Below are 13,804 nucleotides of genomic sequence, written 5' to 3' on the forward strand. Positions count from 1 at the left end.
TCCTCCTTGGTTGTCGGAGAGTGGACGATCGCCGGCCGGTCCGCCTTAAGGCAGATCATCCCCTCAGCTGGGGAGGGGGATGAATTCGCTCTCGCCCGGCACCGCTTCGAAACGTCCGGCCCGCCAGTCCGCCTTGGCCTGCTCGATGCGGTCCTTGGAGCGGGAGACGAAGTTCCACCAGATGTGCCTCGGGCCGTCCATCGGCTCGCCGCCGAGAACCAGCACCCGGGCGGCCGTCGCGGCGACGAGCGTGATGGCGTCGCCGGTGCGCAGCACCAGGAGCTGGCCTGCGTCGAAGCGGTCTCCCGCCACCTCCACGGCGCCCTGCGCCACATAGACGGCCCGCTCGACATGCTCGGCCGGCACCGGCAGCTTGGCGCCGGCCTCCAGGATGGCGTCGGCGTAGACCATGTCGGAGAAGGTCCGCACGGGCGCGGTCATGCCGTACATGGAGCCAGCCACCAGCCGCACGCGCTTGCCTTCGGCCTCGATGCTCGGCAGTTCCCCGGCCAGGTGATGCGCGAAGCCCGGATCGGTCTCCTCGTGCCGCTCCGGCAACGCGATCCAGGACTGGATGCCGAAGAGCGGGGCGTCGTTGAGGCGCACCTCCGGGGCGGTGCGCTCGGAATGGACGATGCCGCGCCCCGCCGTCATCCAGTTCACCTCGCCGGGGTCGATCGCCTGGATCGAGCCGAGGCTGTCGCGGTGCAGGATCTGTCCCTCGAACAGATAGGTGAGGGTGGCGAGACCAATATGGGGATGGGGCCGCACGTCGATGCCGGTCCCGGCCTTGAACACCGCCGGACCCATCTGGTCCCAGAAGATGAAGGGGCCGATCATCTGGCGCTGCGCGGAGGGCAGCGCGCGCCGGACCTCAAAGCCGCCGAGATCCTTGGCCCGGGGCACGATCACGGTCTCGATCGACGGGTGGGGGGCGTCGTGTTCGCCGCCGGCGGATTGCAGGTCGGGGTTGTAGAACTGGGTCATGCGGGGGCGCCCTCTGTGGGGCGGATGACCCTGACGCGCGCTCGCCGCCCGACCGGGACGTCATCCGCCGCGGGACCGGCTGGTCCCTGCCGCCAGTCTAGACGCCCGATGCTGCGCCGCCCATAGGAACATGCGCCTGAGTCGCGGACGCCCCTGCGTCAGCCGTTCGCCTGCTCGTCCTCGCCGGCCGCGGCATGGACCATCGCCTGCGTGATCGTGAGGCCCAGAAGCGTGAAGCCGAGCGCCATCTTCATGGCGAACAGCGGAAAAGCGAGCTCGAGGTCGTCGGAGGCGGGACCCTGGAGGGCGGCCTGCGGGATGAGGTTTTCCATGATGGTTCATCGCCCGGGCTGGCCGGGCGCTCCATTCGGCGCCGCCGGGACGCCCGGCGGATCGTTCCTGAAGACAACGGGCCGACGCGTCCGATGTTCCTGACGGACGCGCCCCGTCGCGCCTTGGGAAGCGCTGAGCGGGGCGACCGGCCCGGCTCACGAGATCCTGAACGGCGGATCCGTGCGCCGGCCCCTGGCGGGAGTATGATGGGACCGTTCGCAAGCCGTGAGCGGGAGCTGATCATGAAGCTCGATGCGATCGTCGATCTCCTCTACGCCGCCATCGTGCTGCTTTCGATGGGGTTCGTCTCCCTGCTGCCGATCTGACAGCGGCGTTCAGCCCCTGGCGCCGAGCCTCAGGCCCGGCGCCGGGCGCTCCTGGATGACGTCTCGGCGGAACCTGAACAGCGCCGCCGGCCGACCGCCCGTGGTCGCCGTCTCGCCCGTCGTCTCCACCAGCGCCGCCGCCTCCACGACGCGCCGGAAGTTCTGCGTGTGGACGTGCCGGCCGGAAATGGCCTCCACGGTGCGCTGCAGGGTCGTCAGCGTGAAGGTGGGCGCAAGCAGCTCGAACACCACGGGCCGGTATTTCAGCTTGCCCCGCAGCCGTCCCATGGCGGTGGCCAGGATGCGGCGGTGGTCGAAGCGCATGGGCTGGCCCAGCGCCGGCGTGCTCTCGCGCGCCAGTGCGGCGGGCCGGCCGTCCCGCCTGGCCTCGACGAGGAGCCCCGCCTCGTAGAGCAGCTCGTAGCGCTCCAGCACCTTCTCCTCGTCCCAGTGCATCTGGTCCGGCGCATCCGGGCCGACGCCGAAGGAAAACGACAGCCGTTCCAGCCGGGTGAGGGGACGCCGGTCTCCCTCGGCGCGCTCGGCCGCCGAGTCCGCCGCCCACGCGAACAGGGCGGGCAGGATCTGCGACAGGATCGCCGGACGCCCGTCGCGCCAGTCCTCCCACGGGAAGAAGGCGTACCAGGGCCGGAACCGGGCGCCCTTCGGCAGCGCCGCACGGTCCTCGTCGAACCGCGTCAGCGCCAGATAGCCGATGGAGACCACATGGGTGGCCTCGTCCGGCTCCGCGATCCGGCCGCGGTCGCCGAACGTGTAGAGCTGCTCGACATAGCCGAGGCCAAGCCCGGTCTGTTCGGTCACGAAGGCCCGCAGGCCGATCTCCAGCGTGCGATGCGACTGCGGCTCGAACCGCCCCGAGGGCAGGCCGGGCAGTTCGCCCCGCTCCGCGCCGGCGACCAGGATCTGCGGCGCCTGCCCGTCGATGGCCACCACGGCCGCCGCCAGGCCGATCCCGATGGCGGGCTCCGAAGGAGGGCGGGCCAGCGCCATTCAGGCGCGGTCCAGCGCCAGCCGGAACGGCGCGCCCTCATAGGCGTCCGCGCCGCGCCCGATCGCCGCGATGGCGCTCCTCATGCGCCCCTGCCGGCCCAGCATGTCGTCCGCGATGGCGACGAGCCGGCTGTTGGGGGTGGCGGAGGGCGACGCCTCACGCAGCGCCTTCGCCACCTCGTCCTCGTCCCGCTCGGGCCGCAGCGCGCAGACCGTGATGAAGGCCGCCGCCGTCGAACGGCTGATCCCGGCCCAGCAATGAACCACCATCGGGCTGCGTTGGTCCCAGCCGCGGCCGAAGTCCAGCAGCCTGGCGACGTGCTCCTCGGCCGGGACGATGTGGCCGTCGAGCGGATCGACGATGTCGCTGACCCCGATGAAGAGGTGCCGCTCCGCCAGGATCGCCGGCGGACGGGCCACCGGCGTCGTGGCGTTGATCAGGGTCACGACATGGCTGGCCGCGCAGGCGTCCACGGTCTCGTGCAGGCGGGAGAGCGGCGTGACGTGGATGGCGGACATGGCTGGGTTCCGGAGTCTCAGGCGTCCAGAGTAGGGCGGTTTCGTCCCGGCGCCACCTGCGGCGCGTCGTTCCCTTTCCTGGCGCCGTCCAGGGCCCGGAACCGATCGAGGAACGCGGCCTCGGCCTCGCCCGCCGTCCAGGGCGCGATCAGGGCGTCCACCCCGGGAGGCTCGACCGGCGGCCGGCCGAAGAAGCGCGCCGCTTCGGCTTCTGCGAAACCCGCCAGCCGCGTCGCCTCCCAATAGGCGGAGGCCTTGTCGGCGGTCTTGGCGAGCGCGGCGAGCGGCTTCGGCGCCGCGGGCGGCAGGCCGAACCGCAGGTGGATGGCCGAGAGCAGGCGGTTCTCGATCCCCTTGTAGCCGTCGCCCAGCACCGCCTTGAAGGGCGAGATGATGTCGCCGATCACATATTCGGGCGCGTCGTGCAAAAGCACGATCAGGCGCGCCTCCGGGCTCAGAGCGGGGTCGATCGCTCCGGCGACGGCCTCCACCAGCAGCGAGTGCTGCGCCACCGAGAAGACGTGCGGTCCCCGGGTCTGGCCGTTCCAGCGCGCCACGCGGGCGAGGCCATGGGCGATGTCCTCGATCTCGACGTCCAGCGGGGAGGGGTCCAGCAGGTCGAGGCGGCGGCCCGACAGCATGCGCTGCCAGGCGCGTGGAGATGCGTCACGCGGCGGCATGGAGCGGCTCCGTTCCGGAGCTCGACGATCCCTGAGCCGTCATCCCCGTCGGCGCGGGGCGCCGGGACGGGGATCCGGAGCGACGCCGGGCGTTTTGTGGATCCCCTTCCCCTGCGCGCCTTCGGCGCTCCGGCCAGGGATGACGGAGGAGGGATGGCGTGAGTGCGAAATCGACGCTCACAGGCGCGCCCCCAAGGCCCGGACCTCCTCGTGGCGGAAGCAGTCGACATAGTGGTCGTTGACCATGCCGACCGCTTGCATGAAGGCGTACACGATGGTCGGGCCGACGAAGTTGAAGCCGGCCTGCTTCAGCTCCTTGGACATGCGCCGGGCCGTCTCGGTCTCGGTCGGCACGTCGCCGCGGTCGCGTGGGCTGTTTTGCTGCGGGCGCCCGTCGAGATGCTTCCACAGGAACTGCGAGAAGGAGCCCTTCTCCATGATGTCGAGATAGCTGCGCGCGCTGCGCACCGTGGAGACGATCTTGGAGCGGTTGCGGATGATGCCCGGGTCGGCCATCAGCGCCTCGATCTTCTCGGGGCCGTAGTGGACGATCGCCTCGGGGCGGAAACCGTCGAAGGCCGAGCGGAAATTGTCGCGCTTGCGCAGGATCGTGATCCAGCTGAGGCCTGCCTGAAAGCCGTCCAGGATCAGCTTTTCGAACAGGGCCCTATCGTCGAACTCGGGCACGCCCCAGTCGGTGTCGTGATAGGCGACATAGAGCGGATCGACGCCGGGCCAGGAGCAGCGCGTCTTGCCGTCGGGATGGACGATGAGATGGGCGTTCATGGCCTGTTCTTAGCGCAGGATTCGTCCGCTGGGCAGGGTGTTCGTGCGTCCGGCCTACGCCGCGCCGGGCACGTCGAAGCGGGCGAAGTCCGGCTTGACCAGCCGCAGCGACAGCCCGCCGGCGGTCACCGGAGCCCCCGCCGCGAGCGCGTCCTCGATCCGGTCGAGCCGCACCAGCGCCAGGCCGATCCCGCCCGGCGCCGTGGAGCCGATGCGCCCCGCCGCCTTGTCCCCGGCCATCACCTCCGAGCCTTCCTCGGCCGCGAAGCCGCTGTCGAACCGGACCGGCACGATGCGGGTCCGGGCGGTTCCGCGATGCTGGGTGCGCGAGACCACCTCCTGGCCCACATAGCAGCCCTTGTCGAAGTCGACCCCGCCCAATTGGTCCATGTCGGCCTCATGCGGGAAGGCGTCGCCATAGGCGAAGTCCTGCCCGCCCTGCGGCACGCCGAGCCGGATGCGGTGCTCCCGCCACTCCGCCGCCGTCCCGACCCCGAGGCTCTCGGCCCGGGTCCGGTCGAGGGCGAGGCGGTCGCCCAGCGCGGGGTGGCGCGGGTCGGCGTAGACGACGCCGTCGCCGTCGCCGCCCCGTTCGCCGTCCCAGAAGGCGACGACGCCCAGCGTGTCGGAGAGATCCTCGATCGTCACCTTGGCGCGCAGCTTGTACATCGCGAGGCGCCGAGCGAGGTCGCCCGCCAGCGCCCTCGGGCAGTCGAGCAGGAAGCCGCCGCCCCTCTGCTCGCCATCCGCCTCAGCCACGATGAAATCGCACAGGATCTTGCCCTGCGGCGTCAGCAGCGCGGCGAACCGGGCGCGGTCGACGCCCACCTTGTCCATGTCGACGGTGAGGAGCCCGTCGAGGAAGCCGCGCGCGTCCTCCCCGGTGATCCGGACGACGCCGCGGTCGGGCAGGAAGGCCGAGGACATGGGCGCGCTCTCCGGTGGGACTCGACAGGATCGGGCGCGGTCTGGCTTGCAGCCGCCGCCGCCCTTACGTATGCGAAGCTTCTGGCGGATCAAGCAGCAAGTCCATCCCTGCGTCCGAGCTTCAGCGGAGCCCCCCATGGCCGAGACCTTCGACGCGATCTACTCGGGCGCTACGGTCGTGAACCAGGACGGGGCGGGCGTGCGCGACGTCGGCGTCCGCAACGGCCGCATCGCGGAGCTGGGCGATCTCTCCCGCGCCTCGGCGGGCGAGCGAATCGACTGCAGGGGCCTCCACGTTCTCCCGGGCGTGATCGACAGCCAGGTTCATTTCCGGGAGCCCGGCCTCGACCATAAGGAGGATCTCGAGACGGGGTCGCGCGCCGCCGTGATGGGCGGCGTCACCTGCGTGTTCGAGATGCCCAACACCAACCCGCAGACCACCACCGCTGAGGCGCTGGCCGACAAGATCCGGCGCGGCCGGCGTCGGATGCATTGCGACTTCGCCTTCTGGGTCGGCGGCACGCACGACAACGTGCGCGACATTCCCGAGCTCGAGCGCCTGCCGGGCGCGGCCGGCATCAAGGTCTTCATGGGATCCTCGACGGGCTCGCTGCTGGTGGAGGACGACGCCGGCGTGGCGGCCGTGCTGAAGGCGACGCGCCGGCGCGCGGCCTTCCACTCCGAGGACGAGGAGATGCTGCGCGCCCGCAAGGACCTGCGGGTGGAGGGCGACCCGCGCTCCCACCCCGTCTGGCGCTCGCCGGAGGTGGCGATGCGCTGCACCGAACGCCTCGTGCGCATCGCGCATGAGACGGGCGCGCGCATCCATGTGCTTCACATCTCCACGGCCGAGGAGATGCGCTTCCTGGCCGGCCACAAGGACGTCGCCAGCGTGGAGGCGACGCCGCACCACCTGACCCTTGACGGCGACGAGGCCTATGCCCGGCTCGGAACGCTGGTGCAGATGAACCCGCCGGTGCGCGGGGCGGATGTGCGCCAAGGGATCTGGTGGGGCGTGGAGCAGGGCGTCGTGGACGTGCTCGGCTCCGACCACGCGCCCCATACGCTGGAGGAGAAGGCCAAGCCCTACCCGGCCTCGCCCTCCGGCATGACGGGCGTGCAGACGCTGGTCCCGATCATGCTCGATCATGTGGCGGCCGGGCGGCTTTCGCTGGCGCGCTTCGTCGACCTCACCAGCGAAGGGCCGTGCCGCATTTTCGGGCTGGCCAACAAGGGCCGGATCGCCGCCGGCTACGACGCCGACCTCACCATCGTGGACCTCAAGCGCCGCGAAACGATCACCAATGCGTGGATCGCCTCGAAGAGCCGTTGGACGCCCTACGATGGGGTCGAGGTCATGGGCTGGCCCGTCGGCACGGTGGTGCGCGGTCGCCGCGTGATGTGGGAGGGCGAGCTGGTGGGCCCGGCGACCGGCGAGGCGGCGAGGTTCGTCGAAACGCTTTGACGATTGGGGGGCGGCGGAAAACTCTGGTCCCGCCACCCTCTACCCCCTCGTCCTTCGAGACGCAGGCCCAAGGGGGGCCTGCTCCTCAGGATGGGGGGCGTTGGCAGGGGGAGGCTTCCCTGCATTGACAGACGCCGCGTCCTGCGGCATCTCAGGCGCATGTCGACGGCGCTCATCCTTTCCGCCCTGCGACGTGCGGCCGCTCCGCGGCGCGCGCGACGATGAGCCGTATCGGCTTCTGACGTCACGGCCGCGCCATCGAGCGCGGCTTTTTTGTTTGGCGGTTGGACCGGCGGCGCCGGGCAGGAACGGAAATCGACATGGCTCCCACGATCACGAAGACGGTGTTCATCGACGGCGAGGCCGGCACCACGGGGCTGGGCATCCGCGAGCGGCTGGCCGGCGTCCCGGGCGTGGAGGTGCGCAGCATCGATCCGGCGCGGCGCAAGGACCCAGGCGCGCGCCAGGACCTGATGGCGCAGGTCGACGCGGTGGTGCTCTGCCTGCCGGATGACGCCGCCAAGGAATCCGCGGCGCTCGCCGCTGCGCTGGGCTCGGCCGCGCCCCGGCTGTTGGACGCCTCCACGGCTCACCGCGTCGCCGAGGGCTGGGTCTACGGCTTCGCCGAGCTTGCGCCCGGGCAGGTCGACGCCATCCGGGGAGCCAAGCGGGTGTCGAACCCCGGCTGCTACCCGACCGGCGGCGTCGCGCTGATCCGGCCCCTGGTCGACGCCGGCGTGATGCCGGCCGACTACCCCGTCACGGTGAACGCCGTGAGCGGCTATTCGGGCGGCGGCAAGTCGATGATCGAGGCCTATGAGGCCGGCCGGGCGCCGGCGTTCGAGCTTTACGGCCTCGGCCTGGAGCACAAACACCTGGCGGAGCTGCAGCGCTATTCCGGCCTCAGCCGCAGGCCCATCTTCGTTCCGTCGGTGGGCGATTTCCGGCAGGGCATGCTGGTCAGCGTTCCGCTGCATCTCGACACGCTGAAGGGCTCGCCCAAGCCGCAGGACCTGGAAGCCATTCTGGCGGAGCGCTACGCCGGGTCCGAGCTCGTCAAGGTCGTCCCGGCGAGCGATGCGTCGGTGAGCGGCGGCAAGATCGAGCCTCAGGCGCTGAACGACACGGACCGCATGGAGCTGCGGGTCTATGGCAACGCCGCCCGGGGCCAGGCCGTGCTGGTGGCGCGCCTCGACAATCTCGGAAAGGGCGCCAGCGGCGCCGCCGTGCAGAACCTGAGGCTGATGCTCGGCCTGGCCTGAGCGAGCGCGACGCAGGCCCCGGAGGGCCTGCGTGCGAACGGTCCGTCAGCCCTGATAGGCGACGACCTTCTGGGTCTGGACGCCCAGCCCCTCGATGCCGACCTTCATGGTCTCGCCGGCCTTGAGGAAGCGCTGGGGCTTCATGCCGAGCCCGACGCCCGGGGGCGTGCCGGTGGTGATGACGTCGCCCGGATCCATCTGCATGAACTGCGAGATATAGGACACGAGGTGCTTCACGCCGAAGATCATGGTCTTCGACGACCCGTCCTGCACGCGCTTGCCGTCAATCTCCAGCCACATCTTCAGGTTCTGCACGTCCTCGATCTCGTCGGGCGTGACCAGCCAGGGTCCGAGCGGCCCGAAGGTGGGGCAACCCTTGCCCTTCATCCACTGGCCCGAACGCTCGGCCTGGTACTCGCGCTCGGAGACGTCGTTGCAGATGCAGTAGCCGGCCACGTAGGACAGCGCGTCCTCCTCCGACACATAGAGCGCCGTCTTGCCGATCACGATGGCGAGCTCGACCTCCCAGTCGGTCTTGGTCGAGCCTTTCGGGATCACGACGTCGTCGTCGGGGCCCTGCACGCAGTTGGGCGCCTTGTTGAACAGGATCGGCTCCTTGGGGATCGGCGAGCCGGTTTCGGCGGCGTGGTCGGCGAAGTTGAGCCCGACCGCGATGAAGTTGCCGGGGCGGGCGACGCAGGAGCCCAGCCGCACGCCGGCGGGCGCGGCCGGAAGGCTGGACATGTCCACCGACTTCAGCCGCGCGAGGCTCTGCGGATCGAGCGCGGCTCCGGCCCAGTCCGCCACATGGGCCGACACGTCGCGGATGACGCCGCCGGCGTCGATGATGCCGGGCTTCTCGGCGCCGGGTTGGCCGAACCGTACGAGCTTCATGGGCTTTTCCTCATGTTCCGTCTTGATCTTGCGCGATCTTGCCGCGCGCTTGTGACGCCGTGGCGGCGACCTTGCAAGAGCGAGCCTGCCGGAGCAAGCGCGACAGCCGCGCTTCTGCCGCGCGGCTCCGTCGAATGTTGCAGAACGGCAACGTGGCGCGGCATTCCGGCATGCCACCCGACTTGAATGGGGACCCCTGGCGACAGGCGCGGCCGAGAGAATGACGTTTTTGGGTTGGTTTCGGTGTGAACTACCGGTTTGCGCCTCAACAAAAGGCTCTTTCCGGCCGATTCGACCCCGAAACGGCGAACAATTCCGACAGATGAGGTCCGAGAGCGCCAATTCCGGCGATATTGCGGGAAAACGCGAATATTGCGATGAATGATTCAGAACGGTTCGATCGAACGTATGATGGGACCGCAATGAACAAACCGCAAAACGTGCCTTGGGGAAACGCGGATCATGTCGAACACTGCTCTGAAGAGCGTCCTTGCCTCCGCCGTTTCGGCCATGGTCCTGACCCTCGCCGCCCAGGGCTCCGCCCAGGCGGGCGCCTTTGCGCTGCGCGAGCAGAGCACCGTCGGTCTCGGCATGGCGTTTGCGGGCGTGGCCGCCGGCTCGGCCAATCTCGGGTCCATGTTCTGGAACCCGGCGACGATGACCGACAATCCGGGCTGGCGCAGCGAGTGGAACCTGGCCGGCATCTCGCCTTACTCCAAGTTCCGCGGCGAGCCCGGCTCCACGCCGGCTTTCGTCGGCTCCAACACCGGCGACCTCGCCCTTGACGCGGTCCTTCCGGCCAGCCACGGCTCCTACCAGGTGAATGACCGGCTCTGGATCGGCCTGTCCACCGGGGCGCCCTTCGGCCTGGCGACCAAGCCGGACAACGGCTTCACGGCGCGCAGCTACGGCTACTCCACCCGCGTGACCTCCTTCAACGTGAACCCGAACGTCGCCTACAAGGTGAACGACTGGCTCTCGGTCGGCGCCGGCCTGCAGGTCATGTACTTCAAGGCCAACTACAAGTCCTTCTTCCAGACCGCCGCCGCCCCGAGCCTGAGCCAGGCTTTCGGGCTCGAGGGCGACGGTTGGGGCGTCGGCTACACGCTGGGCGCCACGGTCCGTCCGTTCGCCGGCACCGAGATCGGCGTGGGCTTCCGCTCCGCCGTGGAGGAGAAGCTCGACGGCACCTTCAACGGCCTGCAGATCCCGGCGCCCTTCAACGCCGTCCCGGCCCTCGCCGGCGCGGCGGCGGCGTTCCCGACCCGGCCGGTAAAGCTCAACATCGTGCTCCCGGAGATGTTGACCTTCGGCCTGCGCCAGCAGATCACCGAGCAGTTCACGCTGTCGCTCGGCGCCGAGTGGACCAACTGGAGCCGCGTGGGCTATCCGCGCGTCGTCGACCAGACCACCGGCCGCCTCTATCCCGGACTGCCGGCCCTGACGCTGGACTACAAGGACGGCTACTTCTTCTCCGTCGGCGGCGAGTACAAGATCAACCCGCTCTGGACCGTGCGCGCCGGCCTCGGCTACGAGGTTTCGCCGATCGAGGACCGCACCCGCACGATCCGCCTGCCCGACAACGACCGCATCTGGACGACGATCGGCGCCAGCTACAATTTCAACGACAAGCTGACCTTCGACGTCTCCTACGCGCACCTCTTCCCCAAGAGCACCCGCATCGCGCTGACGCCCGGCAACCCCAGCTACTCGGCCGCCTCCGGCCCACTGGTCGGCAAGGTCGACGCGCGCGTCGACATCGTCTCCGTCGGCCTGCGCTATCGCTGGGACGACGTGGCCCAGACCATCCCGGTCACGACCCCGATCGTGCGCAAATACTGAGCTGAACGGCGAGGGGCCGGCGCACGCGCCGGCCAATCTGCCAGCGTCCCAAGTTGCGAGCGTCTCATGAACCGCGAGCCTTCAGGCTCGCGGTTCTCGCTTTTCTGGCGCAAGGCGAGCCTTTAGTCCCTCAGTCCAGGGATCTACCAGCCAGACATCACAGGTGCGCTCAGGCGCGGACCTTCACATACTCGCCAGGCGCGTCGCAGAGAGGCTTCAGCGTCTTGCCGCCGGGGATGCGGGCCTTAACCTTCTCGGGCGCCTGGGCGGCGATCCACTGCACCCAGTGCGGCCACCAGGAGCCCTTGTGCTCGGTCGCCTTGGCGATCCAGTCGTCGAGCTCGCCCTGCACCTTGCCGCCCGTCCAGTACTGGTATTTCGGCTTGTCGGCCGGGTTCACCACGCCGGCGATGTGGCCCGAGCCAGCCAGCACATAGGTGACCTCGCCGCCGAAATACTGCGAGCCCAGGAACACCGACTTGGCCGGCGCGATATGGTCCTCGCGGGCCGCCAGATTGTAGATCGGGATCTTGACCTTGGAGAGGTCGAGCTTCACCCCGCCCACCTCCATCTTGCCGGCGGAGAGCTTGTTCTCCAGGTAGCAGTTGCGCAGGTAGAAGGAGTGGTTCGCGGCCGGCATCCTGGTGGAATCGGAATTCCAGTACAGAAGGTCGAACGGGAAGGGCGACTGCCCCTTCAGATAGACATTAACCACGTAGGGCCAGATCAGGTCGTTCGGGCGCAGCATGTTGAAGGCGCTGGCCATGCTGGAGCCCTCCAGATAGCCGCGCGCATACATCTTGTCCTCGATGTTGCGGACCTGCTCCTCGTCGACGAAGACCGAAAGGTCGCCCGCATAGGTGAAGTCCACCTGCGTGGTGAAGAGGGTGGCGCTCTCGATCCGGTCGTCGCCATGGGCGGCCATGTGCGCCAGCGCCACCGAGAGCAGCGTGCCGCCGACGCAATAGCCGATGGCCGTGACCTTCTTCTCGCCGGTCGCCGTCTCGATGACGTCGAGGGCGGTGAACACGCCCTCGCGCATGTAGTCCTCAAAGCTTTTTTGCGCTTGCCGCTCGTCCGGGTTCACCCAGGAGATCGTGAACACGGTCAAACCCTGGGCCACCGCCCAGCGGATGAAGGATTTATCGGGGTTCAGGTCGAGGATGTAGAACTTGTTGATCCATGGCGGCACGATCAGCAGCGGTCGCTTGTACACCGTCTCGGTGGCGGGCGCGTACTGGATCAGCTCCATCAGGTCGTTGCGGAAAATGACCTTGCCGGGCGTGGTGGCCATGTTGTGGCCCACCTCGAACGTCCCCGAGGTGGTCTGGCGCAGCTTCAGCGTGCCCCGGCCGGCCTCGATGTCCTCCGCCAGCATCTTCATGCCGCGCACCAGATTCTCGCCGTTCTCCTTCAGCGTCTCGCGAATCAACTCAGGATTGGTCGCGACGAAGTTGGTCGGCGCGAGAGCGCTGGCGATCTGGCGGATATAGAATTCCGCCTTGTGCTTGGTGTGCGGGTCGACGCCGTCGGCCTGCTTGACGAGGTCCTCGGCCCAGCGCGACGTGATCAGATAGGCCTGCTTGATGAAGTCGAAGACCGGGTTCTCCGACCATTCGGGGTCGCGGAATCGCTTGTCGGAGGGGTCCGGCTCGGCGACGGCCGGCACGTTCTCGCCCTGCAGGCGGCGCATCGAACCGGTCCACAGGTCCATGAAACCCTTGGTGAGGGAGGTCTGGGCGATGATCACGCGCTGCGGGTCCATGGCCCAATGCTCGGCCACCTGGCCCAGCGTCTTGACCATGTCGCTCATCTCGTCGCTCACGCCGGGCTTGACGCGGCCCTCCTCGACCGGCTTCAACGCCGCGGCGGTCGCCTTGCCGAGTTCCTCCATCAGGCGGGCCGAATTGGCCGCCATGGCCTCGACGTCCGGCAGCGGCGGCGGCGAGGTTTTTTCGTGAGCTTCGCCGGATGGCATGGGCGTCCATTCCTCTCTGACACGTGGCGGCCCTTGCCGGGGCGCTCTCGTTGTCGACATAGTAATGATCTAACCGGCCTTTCAGGGCCAAAAAATTCGTCAAACTTCATAGGCGTTTGGTTGAACGCCGCATGACGGAGCAGCATTCGTGAATTTTTGGCGCGTCCGCAAGACCGGAACACGAGCCAGGCCCGGAGCTCGGGCCAGGACTGGCGCAGGCCTGGCGATGCTGGCCGTGGTCGGGCTCGGCGCGGCCGGCTGCTCGGCGCAGCCGCTGTCGGAAAACCCCAGCGTCAAGGGCGTCACCGACAAGCTCAACATCACCACCACCGTGCCGCCGCCGGCGGATTTCGTGGCGAAGTCGCGATCGCCCTCGATGGACTACATGCCGGTCGGGGTGGTCCCGCCGGCGCGGTCGATGAAGCCGCGCGACCCCGCCAAGGTCAAGGAGCTGGAGGCCGAGATGGTGGCGACCCGGGTCCGCCACGACAGGCTGGGCGGCCGCAAGCCGCCGCCGCCGGCCAAGCCCAAGGCCGCAGGAGGCGACAAGGCGGCGACGAAGGCGCCGGGCGCTCCGCTGTAGTCCCGGGTAGTCCGCTTTCGCCGGGCGTCCCTGTCGGTCTTTGGTCAAGGTTCCGCAACGAACGCGTGCCAGCGCGGCCCGGCGATGTTAAACAGGCGCGCTGCTTCGCGCATGGGGGGCGGCGGCTCTGGCGCGCCGTTGCGTGGCGCCGCGAGGGCCCTTTCACGATCGCTCCCGCCGGACGGGCCGGGCAGGGGGCCTCGATAACGGG

Annotated in this window: 13 protein-coding genes; 4 read left to right on the forward strand and 9 right to left on the reverse strand. The window is 69.1% G+C overall.

Translation table 11 applies throughout. The annotated features are described in order from the left end of the window. Positions 1–63 precede the first annotated feature (63 nt). The 7 genes from ABEG18_RS10095 to ABEG18_RS10125 all read right to left on the reverse strand — a co-directional run bounded on the left by ABEG18_RS10095 (position 64) and on the right by ABEG18_RS10125 (position 5,569). Positions 64–987: a pirin family protein gene (locus tag ABEG18_RS10095; protein ID WP_406857932.1), complete on the reverse strand. Its 924-nt coding sequence runs from the start codon at positions 985–987 to the stop codon at positions 64–66. A 158-nt stretch (positions 988–1,145) separates the two neighbouring features. Next, on the reverse strand, positions 1,146–1,319 hold the full coding sequence (locus tag ABEG18_RS10100; RefSeq protein ID WP_406857933.1) for a hypothetical protein: 174 nt from the start codon (positions 1,317–1,319) through the stop codon (positions 1,146–1,148). Between the two features lie 336 nt (positions 1,320–1,655). Further along, complete coding sequence (locus ABEG18_RS10105; protein WP_406857934.1) at positions 1,656–2,657, reverse strand: NrtR DNA-binding winged helix domain-containing protein; 1,002 nt, start codon at positions 2,655–2,657, stop codon at positions 1,656–1,658. Continuing rightward, positions 2,658–3,176 (reverse strand): tyrosine phosphatase family protein, encoded by a 519-nt coding sequence (locus ABEG18_RS10110; RefSeq protein ID WP_406857935.1) that lies wholly within the window; start codon positions 3,174–3,176, stop codon positions 2,658–2,660. It abuts the gene before it with no gap. Between the two features lie 17 nt (positions 3,177–3,193). Further along, positions 3,194–3,856 (reverse strand): hydrolase, encoded by a 663-nt coding sequence (locus ABEG18_RS10115; RefSeq protein WP_406857936.1) that lies wholly within the window; start codon positions 3,854–3,856, stop codon positions 3,194–3,196. Between the two features lie 177 nt (positions 3,857–4,033). After that, entirely contained in the window at positions 4,034–4,642 is a 609-nt protein-coding gene (locus ABEG18_RS10120) for a DNA-3-methyladenine glycosylase I (RefSeq protein ID WP_406857937.1), read from the reverse strand. A 54-nt stretch (positions 4,643–4,696) separates the two neighbouring features. Next, positions 4,697–5,569, reverse strand: a complete 873-nt coding sequence (locus ABEG18_RS10125; RefSeq protein ID WP_406857938.1) for a YgfZ/GcvT domain-containing protein — start codon at positions 5,567–5,569, stop codon at positions 4,697–4,699. Between the two features lie 136 nt (positions 5,570–5,705). Between ABEG18_RS10125 and ABEG18_RS10130 the strand changes: the two genes are divergently transcribed. Next, positions 5,706–7,034, forward strand: coding sequence for a dihydroorotase (locus tag ABEG18_RS10130; RefSeq protein ID WP_406857939.1), 1,329 nt, complete (start codon positions 5,706–5,708; stop codon positions 7,032–7,034). Between the two features lie 320 nt (positions 7,035–7,354). Continuing rightward, the gene (gene argC / locus ABEG18_RS10135; protein WP_406857940.1) at positions 7,355–8,296 is read left to right on the forward strand and encodes an N-acetyl-gamma-glutamyl-phosphate reductase; all 942 of its coding nucleotides are present in this window, start codon (positions 7,355–7,357) and stop codon (positions 8,294–8,296) included. 45 nt (positions 8,297–8,341) lie between these two features. Here the strand turns inward: argC and ABEG18_RS10140 are convergent, their stop codons facing one another. Next, entirely contained in the window at positions 8,342–9,190 is an 849-nt protein-coding gene (locus ABEG18_RS10140) for a fumarylacetoacetate hydrolase family protein (protein WP_406857941.1), read from the reverse strand. A gap of 462 nt (positions 9,191–9,652) precedes the next feature. On the opposite strand from ABEG18_RS10140, the gene ABEG18_RS10145 reads away from it, so the two are divergent. Further along, complete coding sequence (locus ABEG18_RS10145; protein ID WP_406857942.1) at positions 9,653–11,032, forward strand: OmpP1/FadL family transporter; 1,380 nt, start codon at positions 9,653–9,655, stop codon at positions 11,030–11,032. Positions 11,033–11,201: 169 nt separating this feature from the next. On the opposite strand, the gene phaC is transcribed toward ABEG18_RS10145, so the two are convergent. Beyond that, positions 11,202–13,010, reverse strand: coding sequence for a class I poly(R)-hydroxyalkanoic acid synthase (phaC, locus tag ABEG18_RS10150; RefSeq protein WP_406857943.1), 1,809 nt, complete (start codon positions 13,008–13,010; stop codon positions 11,202–11,204). A 226-nt stretch (positions 13,011–13,236) separates the two neighbouring features. Between phaC and ABEG18_RS10155 the strand changes: the two genes are divergently transcribed. Next, positions 13,237–13,593 carry a hypothetical protein gene (locus ABEG18_RS10155; RefSeq protein ID WP_406857944.1) on the forward strand — a complete coding sequence of 119 codons (357 nt, stop codon included), beginning with the start codon at positions 13,237–13,239 and terminating at the stop codon, positions 13,591–13,593. Positions 13,594–13,804: the final 211 nt, after the last annotated feature.

Source organism: Alsobacter sp. KACC 23698 (assembly GCF_045348435.1).
GTDB lineage: Bacteria > Pseudomonadota > Alphaproteobacteria > Rhizobiales > Beijerinckiaceae > Alsobacter.